15 protein-coding genes are annotated in these 18,298 nt (G+C 61.4%); 8 read left to right on the top strand and 7 right to left on the bottom strand.

The window, feature by feature from the left end; translation table 11 throughout:
- Positions 1-7: 7 nt before the first annotated feature.
- The 3 genes from ACSYTG_RS08260 (at position 8) to ACSYTG_RS08250 (ending at position 2,167) form a co-directional block, all read left to right on the top strand.
- Entirely contained in the window at positions 8-313 is a 306-nt protein-coding gene (locus ACSYTG_RS08260; RefSeq protein ID WP_165925029.1) for an ElaB/YgaM/YqjD family protein, read from the top strand.
- Between the two features lie 124 nt (positions 314-437).
- Positions 438-1,067: a ribonuclease HII gene (gene rnhB / locus ACSYTG_RS08255; RefSeq protein WP_095348972.1), complete on the top strand. Its 630-nt coding sequence runs from the start codon at positions 438-440 to the stop codon at positions 1,065-1,067.
- On the top strand, positions 1,064-2,167 hold the full coding sequence (locus ACSYTG_RS08250) for a site-specific DNA-methyltransferase (protein ID WP_086647149.1): 1,104 nt from the start codon (positions 1,064-1,066) through the stop codon (positions 2,165-2,167). The genes rnhB and ACSYTG_RS08250 overlap by 4 nt, the downstream gene beginning before the upstream one ends.
- Positions 2,168-2,259: 92 nt before the next feature.
- Here ACSYTG_RS08250 and ACSYTG_RS08245 read toward each other — a convergent pair whose 3' ends face one another.
- The 5 genes from ACSYTG_RS08245 to ACSYTG_RS08225 form a co-directional block, all read right to left on the bottom strand.
- On the bottom strand, positions 2,260-2,853 hold the full coding sequence (locus tag ACSYTG_RS08245; RefSeq protein WP_165925028.1) for an ankyrin repeat domain-containing protein: 594 nt from the start codon (positions 2,851-2,853) through the stop codon (positions 2,260-2,262).
- Positions 2,854-2,923: 70 nt separating this feature from the next.
- The gene (locus tag ACSYTG_RS08240; RefSeq protein WP_489782899.1) at positions 2,924-5,074 is read right to left on the bottom strand and encodes a VWA domain-containing protein; all 2,151 of its coding nucleotides are present in this window, start codon (positions 5,072-5,074) and stop codon (positions 2,924-2,926) included.
- Complete coding sequence (locus ACSYTG_RS08235; protein ID WP_489782898.1) at positions 5,071-7,821, bottom strand: DUF4159 domain-containing protein; 2,751 nt, start codon at positions 7,819-7,821, stop codon at positions 5,071-5,073. The genes ACSYTG_RS08240 and ACSYTG_RS08235 overlap by 4 nt, the downstream gene beginning before the upstream one ends.
- Complete coding sequence (locus ACSYTG_RS08230; RefSeq protein WP_489782897.1) at positions 7,818-8,816, bottom strand: DUF58 domain-containing protein; 999 nt, start codon at positions 8,814-8,816, stop codon at positions 7,818-7,820. The genes ACSYTG_RS08235 and ACSYTG_RS08230 overlap by 4 nt, the downstream gene beginning before the upstream one ends.
- A gap of 4 nt (positions 8,817-8,820) precedes the next feature.
- Complete coding sequence (locus ACSYTG_RS08225) at positions 8,821-9,840, bottom strand: AAA family ATPase (protein ID WP_489782896.1); 1,020 nt, start codon at positions 9,838-9,840, stop codon at positions 8,821-8,823.
- Between the two features lie 191 nt (positions 9,841-10,031).
- On the opposite strand from ACSYTG_RS08225, the gene ACSYTG_RS08220 reads away from it, so the two are divergent.
- From ACSYTG_RS08220 to ACSYTG_RS08200, 5 genes are all read left to right on the top strand, one after another.
- Positions 10,032-10,541 carry a DUF1285 domain-containing protein gene (locus tag ACSYTG_RS08220; protein ID WP_233129198.1) on the top strand — a complete coding sequence of 170 codons (510 nt, stop codon included), beginning with the start codon at positions 10,032-10,034 and terminating at the stop codon, positions 10,539-10,541.
- Entirely contained in the window at positions 10,528-11,751 is a 1,224-nt protein-coding gene (locus ACSYTG_RS08215; RefSeq protein WP_489782895.1) for a CCA tRNA nucleotidyltransferase, read from the top strand. Before ACSYTG_RS08220 ends, ACSYTG_RS08215 begins: the two co-directional genes overlap by 14 nt.
- 46 nt (positions 11,752-11,797) lie before the next feature.
- Positions 11,798-13,582: an ABC transporter ATP-binding protein gene (locus tag ACSYTG_RS08210; protein WP_489782894.1), complete on the top strand. Its 1,785-nt coding sequence runs from the start codon at positions 11,798-11,800 to the stop codon at positions 13,580-13,582.
- 167 nt (positions 13,583-13,749) lie between these two features.
- Positions 13,750-14,958: an HlyD family secretion protein gene (locus ACSYTG_RS08205; protein WP_086647158.1), complete on the top strand. Its 1,209-nt coding sequence runs from the start codon at positions 13,750-13,752 to the stop codon at positions 14,956-14,958.
- Complete coding sequence (locus ACSYTG_RS08200) at positions 14,955-16,532, top strand: DHA2 family efflux MFS transporter permease subunit (protein WP_086647159.1); 1,578 nt, start codon at positions 14,955-14,957, stop codon at positions 16,530-16,532. The genes ACSYTG_RS08205 and ACSYTG_RS08200 overlap by 4 nt, the downstream gene beginning before the upstream one ends.
- A 128-nt stretch (positions 16,533-16,660) precedes the next feature.
- Here the strand turns inward: ACSYTG_RS08200 and ACSYTG_RS08195 are convergent, their stop codons facing one another.
- Both ACSYTG_RS08195 and ACSYTG_RS08190 read right to left on the bottom strand, forming a co-directional pair.
- Positions 16,661-17,167, bottom strand: coding sequence for an RNA pyrophosphohydrolase (locus ACSYTG_RS08195; RefSeq protein ID WP_095348964.1), 507 nt, complete (start codon positions 17,165-17,167; stop codon positions 16,661-16,663).
- Complete coding sequence (locus tag ACSYTG_RS08190) at positions 17,167-18,282, bottom strand: divergent polysaccharide deacetylase family protein (protein ID WP_165925020.1); 1,116 nt, start codon at positions 18,280-18,282, stop codon at positions 17,167-17,169. Before ACSYTG_RS08190 ends, ACSYTG_RS08195 begins: the two co-directional genes overlap by 1 nt.
- Between the last annotated feature and the right edge of the window lie 16 nt (positions 18,283-18,298).

Genomic DNA, 18,298 nt, shown 5'->3' with positions numbered 1-18,298 from the left:
AGTCGTCATGGCTAAAGATAAAATCGACATCATCGAAAACAAGATCGACGCCAAGGTTCGGGACGTTCAGGGACATGTCAAGGATGCCGCTGGTGGTCTGACCGGCGATATCGGTCTTCAGGCGGACGGAAAGCTCGACCAGTTCACCGCACACATGCAGGAGGATTTTGCCGATCTGTATGAGGAAGGTGAGGGCGTGGTTGAAAAAGCAGTGACTTTTGTGCGGGATAAACCCTTGCTTTCATTGGGTATTGTCTCGGTTGTGGGTGTTCTGCTCGGCTGGCTCTTCTTCCCCCGTCGTAGCCGTTCCTAAAAATCATTTGACCGGGACTCTTGCGCACCCGGGTAAAAAAATGCTTTTCCTTCCCTACGGAGTCGCAATTGCTGCGACTCGGTAATTTTAACCGAGTCGTTTCAAGCGGACGGGAAGGGATGCAATGCCGGACTTTAGGCGGGAACAACAGCATGGCGGCTTGGTCGCCGGAGTGGATGAAGTGGGCCGTGGCCCGCTTGCCGGTCCGGTTGTGGCCGCCGCCGTGGTGTTTGCCCGTGGCGTGCCGGATGATCTTGCTGCCGTTATTGATGATTCCAAAAAATTAAAACCCGCATTGCGTGAGGCCATTGCCGAGCGTCTGCCCCATGTGCCCGGTGTGGCCATTGGCGTGGGTGCCGCCTCCACGGCGGAAATTGACCGTATCAACATCTACCATGCGTCCCACCTTGCCATGCAGCGTGCAGTTGCCCGCCTGCCGGTCCGGCCTGACCATGTGCTTGTTGATGGCAACAAAATTCCGGATTTCGGGTGTAGTGCAGAGGCCATCGTGGGTGGGGACGGGGTGAGCCTGTCCATTGCCGCGGCCTCCATTATGGCCAAGGTGGTGCGTGACCGCATCATGGCGCGGCTGAATGTGCGCTGGCCCGATTATGGATGGGAAAAAAATGCAGGTTACGGCACGGCGGTTCATCGCCGGGCTCTGCTGCAAACGGGTGTAACCCCGCACCACAGAAAAACATTTGGCACCGTACGCCAGCAGCTAGAACATTTGAAAACGGAGACCCGGGCATGAGCGGCGCAAAAGCAGTTTCCATGGACCTCCCCCTAGACGAAATCCTGCGGGGTGAATGCGTGGAGACCATGCGCACCCTGCCTTCGGGCTCAGTGGACTGCATTTTTGCCGACCCACCGTACAACCTGCAGCTTCGGGGTGAACTCCGCCGCCCGGACGACAGCGTTGTTGATGGCGTGGATGATGACTGGGACAAGTTTTCCGACCTGCAGGAATACGACCGCTTCACGCGGGAATGGCTGAGCGAAGCCCGCCGCCTGCTGCATAAGGATGGCACAATCTGGGTGATTGGTTCCTACCATAACATCTTCCGCCTCGGGGCTATTCTGCAGGACCTTGGGTTCTGGATCCTGAATGATGTGGTCTGGCGCAAGTCCAACCCCATGCCCAACTTCCGTGGCCGTCGCTTTACCAATGCGCACGAAACGCTCATCTGGGCTGCCCGCAGCCAGGATAGCCGTTACCGCTTCAACTACCAAGCCATGAAGGCGCTGAATGATGACGTGCAGATGCGCTCGGACTGGTATCTGCCGCTCTGCACAGGCAATGAGCGCCTGCGGAACGAACATGGGTTGAAGCTCCACCCCACCCAGAAGCCCGAAAGCCTGCTCCATCGTGTGCTGCTGGCGTCCACCACGGTTAATGATGTGGTGCTTGACCCGTTCTCCGGCTCTGGCACTACGGCCGCCATGGCCCGCCGCCTGCGCCGCCATTTTGTAGGCATTGAGCGGCACCCGGATTATGTGGAAGCCGCCAGAGCCCGCGTAGCCAGCGAAGTGCCCCTGGATGATGATGCCATACAGACCACGCAGGATAAGCGCGAAGCCCCGCGTGTGCCTTTTGGCAGTCTGGTGGAGCAGGGCGCACTTGTGGCCGGAACAGTGCTGAGTGATAAAAAACAGCGTATTCAGGCTACAGTTGCAGCAGATGGTACGTTGATCAGTGGTGCCAAGCGTGGCTCAATCCATAAAATGGGGGCCATGCTGACCAACGCACCTTCATGCAATGGCTGGACATTCTGGCACTTCGAGCGTGAAGGCGTGTTGCTCCCGCTGGATGTGCTGCGGCAGGAAAGTCTGGGGGCTACAGTCGCGCTGTAAAGCCTGACGACATAGCTTGAAGTTATAAAAAAAAGGGGCACTTCTGGTGCCCCTTTTTTTATATGTGTAGTCCGGCAGGGCAGGCAGGTGGCCTAGCTGCCACCAAACCCCAGAAAGCCGATGGACGGCTGGGCAGCCCCGCCCGTGCGGTCATAACGCGGGTCATGCGTTTTGCTTTTGGTATCGTCTTCCATATCCACACTGCTGTTGCCTACGTGCAGGTCGGATGTGCTGACCGTTCCCACGCTATCATTCCCCTGCAGGCTGCTGGAATTGCGCAGGGACAGAAGCAGGAAGGTAATGGGGTTACGGTTCAGGTCGATGGACATATCAAGCGGTGTCTGGCCCAGAATATTATGCCCGTTCAGGTCCGCACCACGGTTAATGGCATCACGCGCGGAGGAAACACTCCCCCGGTTTATGGCCTCGAACAGTGCAACTGTGGGTTCCACATCCTTGTTGGGATGGCCACCGCCTTCCCCTGCTTCATCATCGCTGCCATCGGCACCGGGAATGGCCGTGGGCGGGGCTGCGCGTTTGGCGGCCTTGGCGCTTTCCGCTTTTTCGGCGGATTCCGCCGCCGCAGCCTGATCTTCGGCATCATCAGCAAATGCCGGAACCGCAGCAAACATGGCAAGGCTGCTGAACAGCAGAGCGGATGAAACAAGGCGTGGAAAACGGGTCATTGTCTGTCCATCAATACAGGAGCCTCTAACGTATCACAGCCCATGGGAGCGGAAAAGACGCTCCGGGGGCCTATCGGGTCCGTCCTTCCCGCCACCATGCGCCAAACAGCAGCAAAAGGGCGAGCACCATGGCCAGAGGAGCAGGCAGAAGGGGTATGGGTGTTCTGCCCGTTACCAGATGCGCATCGCGCCGGGCAAAGCCCAGCCAGTCCGCCCCGTGCAGTGCGCCTGATGCAACCAGTCTTGGCGTGGGGGCATGCAGGCTGGTTGTGCTGTCACCGAGCCAGAAAATACCCCCGTCACTCTGTTTGACCATATCCGCCAGACGGGTTGCGGTCGCGCGCAGGTCGGTTAGCTCACGCGTGTTTTCTGGTTCAGGTGCCGCATAGGTTGTGCGTGTGCCATCGGAAATACGCCAGATACCGGACTCCGTTATGGGCAGTTGTGCTGTCTGGGTGCCTTCCTGTGCGGATGCGTGCATGGGCACGGTGCTGCTCTGCCCGGTGGGGGAGGTCAGGGTAAGGGTGGTGGCCGCAGGTGTGCCCACACTGTGGCGGGTAATGTGGAGCGTATTGGCGTTTATGCTGGCTGTAAGCTGCTCCTCCTCCAGTTCCGGTTCTTTCATCAGCCAGTGCGAAATGCGGCGGAGCAGTTCGGCCTGCGGGCCGCCGCCATCCTCCCCGCGTGACCACAGCCATATCTGGTCAGACAGAAGCAGCGCAATCCGGCCCTGATCAACCCGGTCCAGCACCAGCAGGGGGCTGTTATCGGGTCCATTCATCAGTACCTCACCATGGGTGCTGTCGGGGTGCAGGGCGCGGTACCACGGCCCCCACAGGCCCGGTACGGCTGTAGCACTGTTGACCTGCGCACCCGCTTTTGGCGCACCGGGAAGCGACGCCGTAACAGGGTGCCTGCGTCCGGTATCGGTCAGGGTGGGGCGGAAGCGGCTGACGAGCATGCTGCTCTGGTCAGGGGTTACGTGGGCGGGCAGCACGTCCCCCACCGGAGTATCCTGCAAGGAGCCGGGGCCAATAAATTCGGGTCCGGCGGTCAGGAGCAGGCCACCCCCGCGGCGGACAAAGCCTGCAATATTTTCCAGATAACTGTGCGGCAGAATATGCCGGTTTTCAAACCCATCAAGGATGATCAGGTCAAACTGGTTGATCTTGTCCTGAAACAGCTCGCGCACGGGGAATGCGATCAGCGCAAGGTCGGACAGGGGGGTGCCATCGTCCTTTTCGGGGGGACGCAGAATGGTAAAGTGGATCAGATCAACCGAAGGGTCCGCCTTGAGCAGCCTGCGCCAGACCCGCTCCCCCTGATTGGGTGTGCCCGAGATCAGCAGCACCTTCAGCCGGTCCCGTATGCCGGTAATATGGGCTACGGTCTGGTTGTTCAGTTCCGAGACTTCCCCCGGCAGGGCCGAGGCGGACAGGCTGACCAGCAACGGCCCCGGCTGGGTTACGGGCACGGTAATTTCCTGCGGCATCCCGCTCAGGACAGAAATATGCCGCGGTTCCTCCCCATTCACCCGGACCGTCAGTTCCGCCGGTGTGCCTGCCTGCGTGCCCGGTCCCATGTCATCCACCTGCACGCGCAGTTTGGCGCTCTGGCCTGCAATGGCGTAGGGGGGAGCCTGAAGGATGCTCAGCTTGCGGTCTTTCTGCTCCGTGCTGGCGGTGAGCAGAACGTGCAGGGGCAGGGTTGTGCGGCTGCCATTGTCCTGCATGGGGCGCAGGCGCTCGGGCAGGGTGGCGGGAACATCGCTGACCTCCCCATCAGTAACCATCATGGCCCCGGCAAACTGGGCGGGGGGAATGTCGGCTGCGGCCTGATCCAGCGCGTCAAACAGTTTTGTGCCATCACGTGCAGCACCGCGCACGGTTACGGTGCGGAGGTTCAGCCCCTCCACCTTGGCCTGCGCCAGTGCGTCCGCCGCCTGCCGGGCAATGGCGGCACGCTGGTCCAGCGCCATGGAGGGGGACTGGTCCACTACCAGAAGTGCAGTCTGGGGGAGCGCGCGCCGCTGCTCGTGGTAACGTTGTGGCCCGGCCAGCCACAGCAGCACCATACCTATGGCGCACAGGCGCAAAATGGCTCCCCCCGTGCGCTGGAACAGGCTCCACCCGCACAGGCCCAGTGCCGCAACGCCCAGTATGGCCAGCAGCCATAACGGCAGCAAAGGTGCAAACCCAAAGGAGGCCAGAAGAGTGCTCATGGTTTGTCCTCCAGCCGTTTGAGCAGCATGGGAACATGCACCTGATCAGCCTTGTAGCTGCCTGTTAAGGCGTAAATAACGGTGTTCAGCCCAAAGCGGTACGCCTGCAGGCGCTGGTCGCTGCCACCGGGGATAACGGCAAACGGGGTATTGCCCGCACTGTCCACCGCCCAGGCGTGCGCCCAGTCTGCCGAGCCGATAATAACCGGGCTGATATCATCGTTCTCGGCGTCTCCTTCCTTGGCGACCCAGATAGGCAGGCCTGCATACCGGCCCGGAAAGTCGTGGAGCAGGTAAAAGGTATGTGCCAGCAGGTGGTGGTCGGTCATGACCACCAGCGGTGGCACCGCAAGGCCGGTTGTAACCCGGCGCAGGGCTGCGGCCGTGCCGGGGGCATCGGCGGTAAAGGTGGTGTCAGCTGTGCTGGTGCTGCCGTCCTGCCCCTGTGTGTCAATCAGCAGAATACCACCGTGGGCCATAAAGGTGTTCAGCGCTGCCGTCATGGCCGGAGTGGTGGTGGCGTCTGCGGTAATCGGCCAGTAAAGCAGGGGGTAGTAGGTCAGGTCATCCGTGCCGGGGTGGACGGCATCGGGGTGCCCCATAACAGCGGAGGTGCGGGCGTTTACAAAGTCGGACAGGCCCTGCAACCCCTCGCGGGAGGCTGTGTCCACGTCCTCATGCCCGGTTACAATATACCCCAGTCGGGTTTCCAGCGCTGCGGCGGGGACTGCGGGGGGCGTGCTCAACTCCTGTGCATGCAGGGGGGATGTTAGCGCACCAAGGGTGGCCAGCAACGCAAGCAGGGTAAGGGGCCGTGGTGCAAACAGCCTGCCTGTGCGCATAAGGCCTACAACCACGCCATCGAGCAGTAAAAGCAGAATGGCTGCCAGCAGGCAGTAACGCCCGAGTGGCAGATCCGGCTTCTGGCCCGATGCATCCGTAATGGTGCCAACAGGGGGGGCTGGTTGCAGGCTTTGCACACCCGCTGCGGTATTGAGTGCGCGGCGTCCATCCGTGGGGCCATACAGGCCGGGCGGGTGGATGGGGGAGGCAGATGTGGTGGCAAACACATTGCCCTGTATGCCCCGTGCGGTTGGTGGCGGCGGGCCTGCAATGCCCTCACCGTCCAGTGTCAGGGCTGGGGAGAGCAGTATATTTTCGGCAGGAATGTTCAGCCCGTTGGCGTGTTCGGTCAGGCGTTGCAGCATGGCTACAAACAGGCCGGACAGCGGCAGGTTGGACCAGTCCGCCGTGCTGCTGACATGGAACAGAATTACCTCCCCCTTGCCCAGTTCGGCATGGGTGACCAGCGGCGTGCCATCAGCCAGCCGTGCCCATACATGCGTGCCCAGATCGGCCGAAGGGCTGGCCAGCACCTGGCGGGAAACCGTTACATCGGCAGGAATATCCAGCCCCCGGAAAGGGGATTCCTGCTCAAAGGGTGCAAGTTTTTGCGGTGTGCCCCATGTCATGGACCCACCGAGCTGGCGGGCTCCATCCAGCAGGGGCACGGGCAGCAGGTTCCGGGCCGTGTCGTCCGGGCCGGAGGGGCTTGTATCCTGCTGGCTGCCAGCGAGTGCCGGGCCAGCAAAGCGGATGAGCGTGCCGCCGTTTTTTATCCATTCCAGAACGGTTTTCTGGCTTTGCGCGCCGGCCAGTGTGCCATCGGGTGCGATCAGCACGGACAGGGGGCGGCTGAGCAAGGCGTCCAGTGTTCCTTCATGCAGGTCTGACAGGGGAGCCAGCGCACGGCGGAGGTAAAAGACCGAGCCAATCAGGGGGGTATCTGCCCCACCGCTGGAAAGCAGGCCAACAGGGTGCAGGCGTGTGTTTTCGTCCAGCAGAACGGTTGTGGCGGCGCTCGCAATGCCCTGCACACTCAGCGTATCTATGCGGTTGCGTACGGTTATGGGCAGGTTGATGCGTACATCCGCCTGTGTGGCATTGGCCGCTACGGGCACAGGGATCACGGCCAGCGTTCCCCCATCTGTCGCGCGGGCCACAACATGAACAAGCCGGGGCTGCGCCGATGGGAGCATGATCAGGCGCGCCATGGTCCCATCCGACGTGGGGGCAACGGGGGCAAGCACCATGCCTGACTGGGAGGAAAAGCGGATTTCCTGCACGGCACCCCGTGCGCGCAGGGCTTGGGCAAAAGCGTTATCCCCGCTCTGGGCAACGCCATCAGCCAGATAGACAATGCGGGCGAAGGGAAGGGCTGGCAGTTGCCCGATCTGCCGGGCAGCCTGTGCCCGGTCCACACTCCATGGGTTGGGGTGGAGACTGTTCAGCATCCGCCGCACAGTAGCGGCTGGCTGTGGCGCAGGCGGTATTGCGGAAGCCTCCGCCTGTGGGGCGGTGGTCAGGAGCAGCAGGCTGGATTTTGTGCGCTCTGCATCGTCCACAATGGTTTGTGCGGTGGTCAGGCGGTCGGTCCAGTCTGCGGCACTGAACATACCGTCATCCACCACCAGCAGAACCGGGCCGGGGGTTTGTGTGCTGTCCCTGCTGCCGGGAATAAACGGGCGGGCAAAGCCCGTAATCAGCAGGCCCACAGCCAGCAAGCGCAAGAGCAAGACCCATGGGGGTGAGCGCGCGGCTTCGGTTTCCTTCGGGCGCAGGCGGGCGAGGAAAGCAATGGGGGGAAAAACCTGCTGGCGCGCGCGCGGGGGCGTGGCACGCAGTAGCCACCACACCAGCGGTAGGCAGAGCAGGGCAAACAGCAGGGCAGGGAACTGGAAAATCATACGCGTTGGCTCATCTGGGCATGGAGCGCCAGCAGCGTGGGGAGGGGGGAGTGATCGGTCTGGTGGTGTGCCAGCGTGTGGCCGCAATGGCTTGTGGTTTGTTCAAGCCACTGGCTGCGCGCTGCGACAAGGGCTGCGTAGTCCGTGCGTAGGCTCTGCACGTGGGGCAACTCCAGCGGGGGCTCGTGCTCAAGCCCGCAAAACTCGGTGCGGCCGGTATAAGGGAGCGTGCTTTCCGCCGGATCGCTAACATGGAGCACATAGGCCCGCGCCGGGTGTGCGGCCAGCTGGTGCAGGCAGTCATGGATATGGGTGTCAGGGCAGAGCAGGTCACTGGCCAGCAGCAGGCGTGCGCGCCGGGGCACAAGGGCGGGCGGGGGGAGTGCTGCATCCATGGGGCTGCTATTGGCTGCCAGCTCGCACAGCCCGAGTGCCAGCCGTTCCAGCGCGTTGGGGGCAGGGGGCAGGGACACAATACCGGAAGGAGAAAGCAGCAGAACCCGCTCGCCATTGCGCAGCAGCAGGGCCGCCATGCTGAGCAGAAGCAGGATGGCGCGGTCCAGCTTGCCGGGCAGGGCATGACCGGAGCGCCATTGCATGGAGCCGGAAAAATCGCACCATAGCAGGACTGTCTGCGCCGCTTCGGCTTCGGTTTCACGCACATGGGCGCGGGCTGTGCGGGCGGATTGCCGCCAGTCTATGCGGTTGACCGGTTCACCGGGCTGTGCCGGACGGTACTGCCAGAATGTGTCCCCCCATCCTGCGCGGCGCTGGGGGTGCCTGCCTGCTGCCAGTGTGGTGGCAATGTGGCTGGCATGGAGCAGCAGGTCCGGCAGGCGGGTGGCCAGTGTTTGGGCTGCGCAGGCCATGTCCGCCGTAGCGGAAACCGGGGGGCTGGGCGTGGCCGCCGGGCTGAATGGCGCACCCGCCACGGGCTGGTCCCGGCCCAGAAACCGGCGCAGCAGGGTGGTTGGGATCGGTCGGAACCGGCTCACAGGGTCAACCCAGGGTCTTGAGCAGTCGGGTTATAATATCATCCGTGGTGACCCCCTCGGCCCGGGCGGCAAAGGTTAGTGCCATGCGGTGTGCCAGCACCGGGTGGGCCAGTGCGGCTACGTCATCCAGACCGGGGGAGAGCCTGCCATCCAGCAGCGCGCGCGCACGGCTGGCCAGCATAAGCGTTTGTGCTGCACGTGGGCCGGGACCCCAGGCAATCTGCTCGCGCAATGTGGCATCGGACGTGCTCTGGGGGCGGGCTGCGCGGACAAGGTTTACAATGGCATCGAGCACTTTTTCACCCACAGGCATGCGCCGGACCAGTGCCTGCGCCTGCATAAGGCTTTGCGCGTCCATGACCTGCTGGGCCTGTTTGTTCTGTGCGCCGGTTGTGGCCAGCAGCATGGCGCGTTCGGCCGCAGCATCGGGGAAAGTCAGCCCGATCTGGAGCATAAAGCGGTCCAGCTGGGCTTCGGGCAGGGGGTAAGTGCCTTCCTGCTCCATGGGGTTCTGGGTTGCCAGCACATGAAAAGGCTCGGGCAGGGGGTATTCCACCCCGGCCACGCTCACGCGGTGTTCCTGCATGGCCTGCAACAGGGCAGACTGGGTACGTGGGCTGGCACGGTTGATTTCGTCCGCCATCAGCAACTGGGTAAAGACGGGGCCGTGCACAAAACGGAAGCTGCGGTGCCCGGTTGCATCCTCGTCCAGTATTTCACTGCCGGTAATGTCGGAGGGCATCAGGTCGGGGGTAAACTGCACGCGGCGGGCGTTCAGCCCCAGCACGGTGCCAAGGGTCGTAACCAGCAATGTCTTGCCCAGACCCGGTGCCCCAACCAGCAGGGCATGCCCGCCAGCCAGAACGGTGGTCAGTGTCTGGCGGATAATCTGGTCCTGCCCGAAAATGACGGTTGAAATTTCCTGCTGGACGGCGGCAAGCCGTTCACAGATACGATCTGCCTCCCGCACTTCTGGGGGGGAGGAAGGCTGTTGTGCCGGGAACGGTGCGTCTGATGTGGTCATGGATCCAGTCTGAATTACATGCAGGGCTTACATCAAGCGGGGTAAGCTCCCTATATCATTGTGCACAACACAAGGACACGTATTAACAGGATGGTGAGTCAGTGAAAGGTGAACAGGAAAGCGGCGCGCAGGCCCTTTCGTGCCACGATAAGCACGAGACCGATACCCCCGATACGGCGGAAAACAGGCGTTTGCCGTTTTTGGTCAGGCGGGATGGCGTGTGGCTGTACCGTGGGTCCGAGATCAAACGCAAGGCCATGTCCTGCCTGTTTGGCTCCCTGCTCACGCGGAATGCGCAGGGTGCCTACCTGCTGCGCACACCATTCGAAAGCGGGCTGATCGAGGTTGAGGACGTTCCTTTTCTGGCGGTGGAACTGGACTGGACCGGCATGGGCCGCATGCAGCGGCTGAGTTTTCGCACCAATATGGACGAAGTGGTGGTGGCCGATTCCGAACACCCGATTCGGACTGTGTGGGACATCCCGCCCGAAGCCTGCCCGGAGGGGTGCCCCCCGTACCTGAGCGTGCGCGCGGGGGAGGGAGCCTACCCGCTGGAAGCCCGCCTGTCCCGCGCAGTGTGGTACGAACTGGCTGCTCTGGCCGAGCCCGGAGCCTGCCAGGGAGTGCCCTGCATGGGCGTGTGGAGCTGCGGCTGCTTTTTTCCCATAGCGCGGATGGCGGTGGACAATGGGGGCGCGTGACACGCTCATAAGCGGGCTGGACCCATCCCGGCAGGCCGCTCTGGCGCGGTTGTGGCAGGTTCTGCCTGCCATGCGCCTTGTGGGCGGGTGTGTGCGCGACCTGCTGGCGGACCGTCCGATTGCCGATATTGATCTGGCTACCCCCGAACCTCCCGAGCAGGTCATGGAGCGTTTGCGCGCATATGGGGCGCATGTTGTGGCGACCGGCCTGCAACACGGAACCGTAACCGCCGTGCTGGACGGCGCTCCGTACGAAATCACCACCCTCCGGCGTGATACGGAAACAGACGGACGGCACGCCGTTGTCCGCTGGACGCAGGACTGGCAGGCGGACGCACAGCGGCGGGACTTTACAATAAACGCCATGTCGGTCGATCAGGCCGGGGGCCTGTACGATTATTTTGGCGGGCAGGCTGATCTGGCGGCTGGGCATGTGCGGTTTGTTGGCGCGCCCGCATTGCGGATTAAAGAAGATGCCCTGCGCATCCTGCGGTTTTTCCGGTTTTATGGGCGCTACGGGCATGGCGCGCCAGACCAGCAGGCCGTGCAGGCCATAACCTGCGGCGTTGCCCTGCTTGATGGCCTTTCTGTTGAGCGGATATGGATGGAACTACGGCGGATTCTGGCTGGCCCCAATGTGGCAGCCATTCTGCGCCTTATGGACAGCACGGGTGTTCTGGCCCGCATTTTGCCGGAAGGGCATACGCTGGACCGGTGCGTACGCCTGCTGGATGATGGTGCCCCGGCAAACGCATTGTTGCGGCTGGCAGGGCTGACAACGCACACCGCAGCCGTAGCCCGCCGCCTTAAACTCTCCCGCGCCGAAACCGGAGCACTTGCCGCCTTGAGCAGAGCAGCCCCCCTGCCTGACGTGAGCATGAGCGAGGTGGCACTGCGCCGCCTTGTGGCGGAAGAACCGGCGGATGTGCTGGCCGGGCGCATATGGCTGCATCAGGCCGCCCAGCCGCGTACGGCGGAGGAAAAAGCGGCATTTGCGCAGCTTAGGCACAGGGTGTGTGGGCTGACTGTTCCGGCTTTTCCCGTTGCGGGGCGGGATGTTCTGGCCATGGGAGGGCAGGCCGGGCCGGAGGTCGGGCGTATTGTGGGCCTTGTCCGCCAGTGGTGGCTGGATGGCGGCTGCCATGCGGATGCACAGGCATGCCGGGCACAGATCGCACTGTATCTGGGCACAAAAGCGGCACAAAGCTGAGTTCCGCCCCTTACATGCAGGGCCGGGAGGCTGGTAGAGACAGGGTATGACGTCCCAGCCCCATGCCACCCGACCCGCATCCCGCCCGCATCTGCGCCCTGATGATACGCGCACTCTGCTCATGCGGCTGTGGCGAACCCAGATCAGCCGTTACCCCGCCCGGATAGTCACCGTTTTTGTATTTACGGTGCTTATGGCGGTGTTAACAGCGCTGTACCCGCTGGTTATCCAGCGCGCGCTGGATATGTTTGCCACGCGCGACCCGCGTATTCTGTCTCAGGTTCCGTTGCTGGTGGTGGCAATTACGCTGGCAAAGGCTCTGGCCCAGTACGGGCAGACACTGGCAACCCATGGGCTGGTGCTGCTGGTGATCCGTGGCCTGCAGGGGCAGATGTTTGACCACCTGATCCAGACCGACATCGCCCATGTGGAGCGGGAGGCCCCGGCCAAGCTGGCTGCACGGTTTACAACAGATGCCGTTATTATCCGCGATGCCATGATCCGCGCCGTAAGCGGCATAGGGGACGTGGTTACGGTTGTGGGGCTGATTATCTCCATGGTGTACATGGACTGGGAGCTCAGCCTGATAGCAGCAGTGCTGTACCCCATAGCGGCTGTTCCCCTCCAGCGGCTGGGCAAACGGGTACGCCGCGCCTCCAGCGGTATGCAGGAACGGGTGGGGGAAACGGCTGCCTTTTTAACCGAAAGTTTTGCGCAGGCGCGCACGGTGCGTGTTTACAGGCTGGAGGAAAGCGAGGGCGCGCGGGCGGCTCTGTCGTTCAACCATCTGTATCAGGCCATGCTGCGGATTACCCGTGGCCGCGCAAGGGTGGAACCCATGCTGGAAACGCTGGGTGGTGTGGCCGTGGCCGCAGTGCTGGGTTTTGCTGGCTGGCGGGCCACCATGGGTGGGGCCACGCTGGGGGATTTTTCCGGCTTTGTGGCGGCTTTGCTGCTGGCCTCGCGCCCGCTGCGTGCCCTTGGCTCGCTTAATGCCGCCTTGCAGGAAGGGCTGGCCGGGCTGGTGCGCATATTTGCCGTGGTGGATGACCCACCAGCCGTAACCGACAGCCCACAGGCCCGCCCGCTCCCCGCTGGTGGTGGGCACCTTGTGTTTGAGAACGTCCGCTTTGTTTATGCCGATGGCCGCGTGGGCCTTGAGCATTTAAGCTTTGATGCCCGGCCGGGTAGCACGGTTGCGCTGGTCGGCTCCTCTGGGGCGGGTAAGTCCACAGCACTGTCCCTTGTGCCCCGCCTGCATGATGTTTCTGGCGGTCGTATCCTGCTGGATGGAATGGACCTGCGGGATGTGCAGCTGGAAAGCCTGCGGAACAGCATGGCGTATGTCAGCCAGGACCCGCTGCTGTTTGACCTGTCTGTGCGCGATAATATTCTCATTGGTCGGCCGGGCGCTTCTGATGCAGAGGTCGCTGCTGCCGCACAGGCTGCGGCGGCGGAGCAGTTTATTCAGGCCCTGCCCAACGGGTATAATACGGTGGTCGGCCCGGGTGGGCAGCGCCTGTCGGGCGGGCAGCGGCAGCGGGTGGCACTTGCACGGGCCTTGCTGCGCAACCCCCGCCTGCTTTTGCTGGATGAAGCCACGAGTGCTCTGGATAGTGAGAACGAAGCACTGGTGCAGGATGCGCTGGCCACGCTGCGCAAGGGGCGGACAACACTTATTGTAGCCCATCGCCTGTCCACCGTGCGTTCGGCGGACATGGTGGTGGTCATGAAGGATGGGTGTGCCGTGGAGTGCGGCACGCATGATGAACTGATGCGGCAAGATGGGCTTTATGCCCGTCTGGTGAGAACACAGGGGCTGGACCGCTAGAAAACTGCTGGCGGTTTTGCTGGTATAAACGCAAATTATGGGCATGGGGGCCTATGTGGCGCTTGATGCAGGGATATGAACGTGGCACATACTGACCGAACTGGTCGGTCAGAGCATCTGACCGCAAAAATGCCGCGCAGGATGTGTTAGAGAGGGCAAGGAACAGAATGGCCGACGACCATAACGAGCAGTCTTTATCATCCCCCCCTGCGCCGGAGCAGAATAGTGCTGCGGAACAGCCATCGGCCGATAAGCCGCAGGCCAAAAAGAGCAGCCGGGGCAAGGTTATTCTTTCCGGCGTTATTGGCTGTCTGGTTGTGGCAGGCGGGCTATACTGGTTCATGACCCGTAATGAGGTGGAAACGGACGACGCCTTTACCGCAGGGCGCTCCATTACCATTGCACCGCATGTGGGTGGCTACGTAACCGAACTGCTGGTGAACGATAACCAGTTTGTGCGCAAAGGCCAGATTCTGGCCCGCATTGACCCGCGTGACTGGGTGGCGGAAAAAGACAAGGCCGCCGCGCAGCTGGCCAATGCACAGGCCGCCGCACAGGCGAGTGACATGATGCATCGCGTGGCGCTGCTGGAATTCCCCGGTAAGCTGTTGCAGGCGCAGGGCCAGCTGGCCGATGCCAAGGCGCAGCTTTTCAAGGCGGAAACAGACTATCGCCGCCAGCATGGTGTGGAACGTGCCGCAACGTCCCAGCAGGATATAGATTACGCCAAGGCTGCGCTGGAAGCAGCACAGGCACGGGTCATGGCATCCGAAGGTGCGGTGCAGATGGCCCAGCCCGTTCAGCCGAATATTGAAAACGCAGCCGTGCAGATTTCGCAGCAGGAAGCGCAGGTCAAGGCCGCGCAGGCCAATCTGGTTTCTGCCGCGCTGAACGTGGAATGGACCGTTATCCGCGCCCCGCATGATGGCTGGATTTCCCAGCGTAACATCGAGCAGGGCAATTACGTCCGTCAGGGCCAGAGCCTGTTTGCCATTGTGGAACCCGAAGTCTGGGTTGTCGCCAACTACAAGGAAACGCAGATCACCAGAATGCGCCCCGGCCAGAAGGTGGACATCCGGGTGGATGCTTACCCCAGCCTTAAACTGCATGGGCATATTGACTCGCTGCAAAAAGGCACAGGGGCGACCTTTAGCGCCTTCCCGCCCGAAAATGCGACCGGCAACTACGTCAAGATCGTGCAGCGTGTGCCTGTTAAAATCCTGATTGATGATGGCCTGAACCCCGACCAGCCACTGGCCCTTGGCCTGTCGGTTGAACCAACGGTGCACGTGGATACGCAGGGCCATTCCGATGCCCCTCCGTCCGATGCGCCTTCCAGCGCAGGCGTGGGTAACGGCGGGCAGACCGCTCCATGAGTGCACAGGCAGGGGCTGTGTCGGCCGGGTGGAAGCCAAAGCATAATCCATGGACCGTTGCGTTTGTGGTGACCATGGCAGCGTTCATGGAGATTCTGGACACCACCATTGTCAACGTGTCTCTGCCGCATATCGCGGGTAGTCTTTCCAGCACGTATGATGATTCAACGTGGACGCTCACAGCCTATCTGGTGGCCAATGGCATTGTGCTCACCATTTCGGGCTGGTTGGGAAAAGTGTTTGGCCGCAAACGCTATTTTCTTATCTGTATTGTCATGTTCACGGTCTCGTCCTTCCTGTGTGGTATGGCGACCAGTCTGGGTGAGCTGGTTGTGTTCCGGCTTATGCAGGGGTTTTTTGGTGGTGGGCTACAGCCCAACCAGCAATCCATTATTCTGGACAGCTTCCCCCCCGCCAAACGCGCGGCAGCCTTTGGGCTAACCGCCATTGCCGCGGTTGTGGGGCCGGTTATTGGCCCAACCCTTGGGGGCTGGATTACCGATAACTTCTCATGGCGGTGGATCTTTTTCATCAACGTGCCATTCGGTTTTTTGACCACCGTAGGGGTCATGGCCGTGGTGGAAGACCCGCCATGGGCGCAAAAGCAGAAAGCCCCGGTGGATGTTATTGGCATCAGCCTGATTACTCTGGGCTTTAGCTGCCTTGAGGTCATGGTGGACCGTGGGGAGGATGCAGACTGGTTTGGCTCCACCTTTATCCGCATTATGGGTGTTCTGGCTTTTCTGGGCCTGACAGGCGCTGTTTTCTGGCTGCTGCGTACCGATAAACCCGCTGTGGACCTGCGTGTTTTCAAGGACCGCAATTTTGCCGTGGGTACGGCCCTTATGGGGGCCATGGGGGCATTGCTTTATGCTTCGGCCATTGTGGTGCCGCAGTTTGCCCAGCAGGTTATGGGGTACACGGCAACCTTGTCCGGGCTGCTGCTTTCCCCCGGTGGTATTGCCGTTATCGTGCTTATTCCCGTGGTGGGTAAGCTGATGACACTGACCAGTGTGCGCAACGTGATTGCCATAGGCTTTACGCTTATGGGGGTATCGTTGTTCTATTCAGCCCAGTTGCTGCCATTGCTGGATTTCAAACACCTCATGCTGTACCGCATGAGCCAGACGGCGTGCCTGGCTTTTCTGTTTGTGCCGCTTTCCACCATTGCATATTCCACTATTCCCGAACGGCTGAACCCCGATGCTTCGGCCCTGTTCAGTATGGCGCGTAACGTGCTGGGATCTTTGGCTATTTCCGGCGCAACAGCCATGCTGACCGAGCGCAAACAGGCGCATCAGTCCTATATGGTGCATTGGATGACGCCGTTTCATCAGCCGTTCAATGAGTATCAGGAGCAGGTGCGGCAGGCTGCCATAGCGCGTGGCGCGCCAGAAGGGCTGGCCGATGCGGCAGCACAGCATACCCTGTTTCAGGAATTTTCGCGTCAGGTGGCCATGTTGTCTTATAACGAGGTCTTCATGATTCTGGGTATTGGCGCATTTTTGTGTGTGCCACTCTGCTTTTTGCTTTCCCCCCTTCGGGGCGATGGAAAAGCCAAAGGTGCGCACTAACGCCCATAGCGTGTAAGACCAGCATTAAAAAAGCCATTGGTTGGGAATGTTTTATTCCAGACCAATGGCTTTTTTGTTTTTGGGTGTTCAGCTCTGCTCAAAGGTGTAGAGAGTGCAAAGCTTATGGTTCAGCCGGCCACGGCGTAGCGGGCAAAATCCCTGACCAGTTGCTCGTAAATCGGTTTTTTAAAACCGACTGAACAGTTGGGCAAAGTTTGCAGGTCAATCCACATCCATGCATCAAATTCGGCAGGCAGGTGGCTGTCCAGCTGAATGTCGGCTTCGGTGCCGGTAAAGCGCAGGGCAAACCACTTCTGGGTCTGGCCACGGTAGCGCCCGCCAAGGGCATGGCCAATGAGTGCGGCTGGCAGGTCGTAGGCAATCCATTCCGGGTGTTCGGCCAGAATATGGACGTGGCTTGTGCCTAGCTCTTCCCCGACTTCACGCAGGACAGCGGTGCGGGGGTCTTCCCCTTCATCTATCCCGCCTTGTGGGCATTGCCATGTTCCCTGCGAAAGCGGACCACCTGCACCGGGCATGTCGGTCCTGCGGGCAATAAGCACCTGACCTTCGGCATTAAAAATCAGTGCCCCGACATTGGGGCGGTAGGGCAGGGTGTTTGGGTCAACAGGCATTAGTGGCTGCCTCCCATCATGCGGGGGGCCGGGTTGGTCAGGTTGACGTGCATCTGGCCATTGCTGGCAGGCTGGGGCAGGCTGGCCGGGTCCGGGGGCTGGATCAGCTGGCTGACAGGTACCAGCGTTATGCCCACATCCTTGAGGTGGGGCAGCCATGCCCGCAGGCAAGCCAGAGCAACAGGGCGCAGGGGGCCAAGCACACCAATGGCACGTCCGTTCTGGCGGGCAAGCTGCTGGAGTTTAAGCAACTGGATGTCAATATTCACAATGTCTTCGTCGGTGTTGATGCTTACATCAGCGGTGCCGACTGCATTGCTGCTCTCAATACGGGTATCGGGGCTTGCGTTCAGGTAAAGCAGGCCGCGCTGGTCCAGAGCTGAGAGAATGGATTTGAACCCGCTGGAATTGGGGAACCCGCCACCATTCTGCCCGTCAAAGGCATTGGTAACCCCGACGTAGCCCGCCAGATGGGACAAAGACCAGTTCAGGTTTTCCATGTTCTGCTGGGCAGAAAGTAGAACACCCAATGCTTTGGGGCCTTCGCTGTCGGCTGCGGCATCCTTGCCTGCATCGGCCGTTTTTGCAGCATCTCCCTGCATGGGGAGCGAGAGCAGCAGTTCATGCTGGTGCTGGCGGGCTGCCTCCATAATGGCATCCGGGTCCGCCACATAAGGGGAGACGGCAAGGGATACCTGACCGGGCAGGGCGGCAATGGCTTCTTTTGTCAGGTCTTCAGACTGGCCAACACCATCCACCAGCAGGGCCACCATTGGGGTGCCGGGGGGCACGTCCACTGTGGGGGCTGCGTAAACCTGCCGTGGCAGGGCGCCATGTGGCCCCCGCTTGGGCAGGGGAAAGCCGCCCGGTCCAGCGCTCTTGTCCAGCAGCCCGGCCTGCGGAGGGGGAATGTTGACAAGGTGGGCACCAGTGCCGGTTTTGTTGCCCGGTTCTGCCACGGTATCAATATCGTCCCCACCGGCAATCAGGTGGGGTGGTCCCATCATCTGGAGGGCCAGAGCTAGGACAGCCGTCGCAGCAAAAGCCCCCCCCCAAAAGCGGATGAACAACCGGCCATTGGCCGGCAGTTGCTGCCATAAGGGGGGTGTCTGCATGACCACTGCCTTGTAC

This window comes from Acetobacter sp. ESL1128 (assembly GCF_058505085.1).
The sequence above is the reverse complement of the archived record's forward strand: the minus strand, read 5'-3'. Positions and strand labels throughout refer to the sequence as shown.

Coding starts and splice junctions, on each gene's coding strand:
- ACSYTG_RS08260 (WP_165925029.1), top strand. CDS start 8: ATGGCTAAAGATAAAATCGACATCATCGAAAACAAGATCGACGCCAAG.
- rnhB (WP_095348972.1), top strand. CDS start 438: ATGCCGGACTTTAGGCGGGAACAACAGCATGGCGGCTTGGTCGCCGGA.
- ACSYTG_RS08250 (WP_086647149.1), top strand. CDS start 1,064: ATGAGCGGCGCAAAAGCAGTTTCCATGGACCTCCCCCTAGACGAAATC.
- ACSYTG_RS08245 (WP_165925028.1), bottom strand. CDS start 2,853: ATGACCCGTTTTCCACGCCTTGTTTCATCCGCTCTGCTGTTCAGCAGC.
- ACSYTG_RS08240 (WP_489782899.1), bottom strand. CDS start 5,074: ATGAGCACTCTTCTGGCCTCCTTTGGGTTTGCACCTTTGCTGCCGTTA.
- ACSYTG_RS08235 (WP_489782898.1), bottom strand. CDS start 7,821: ATGATTTTCCAGTTCCCTGCCCTGCTGTTTGCCCTGCTCTGCCTACCG.
- ACSYTG_RS08225 (WP_489782896.1), bottom strand. CDS start 9,840: ATGACCACATCAGACGCACCGTTCCCGGCACAACAGCCTTCCTCCCCC.
- ACSYTG_RS08215 (WP_489782895.1), top strand. CDS start 10,528: ATGGGGGCGCGTGACACGCTCATAAGCGGGCTGGACCCATCCCGGCAG.
- ACSYTG_RS08210 (WP_489782894.1), top strand. CDS start 11,798: ATGACGTCCCAGCCCCATGCCACCCGACCCGCATCCCGCCCGCATCTG.
- ACSYTG_RS08205 (WP_086647158.1), top strand. CDS start 13,750: ATGGCCGACGACCATAACGAGCAGTCTTTATCATCCCCCCCTGCGCCG.
- ACSYTG_RS08200 (WP_086647159.1), top strand. CDS start 14,955: ATGAGTGCACAGGCAGGGGCTGTGTCGGCCGGGTGGAAGCCAAAGCAT.
- ACSYTG_RS08195 (WP_095348964.1), bottom strand. CDS start 17,167: ATGCCTGTTGACCCAAACACCCTGCCCTACCGCCCCAATGTCGGGGCA.
- ACSYTG_RS08190 (WP_165925020.1), bottom strand. CDS start 18,282: ATGCAGACACCCCCCTTATGGCAGCAACTGCCGGCCAATGGCCGGTTG.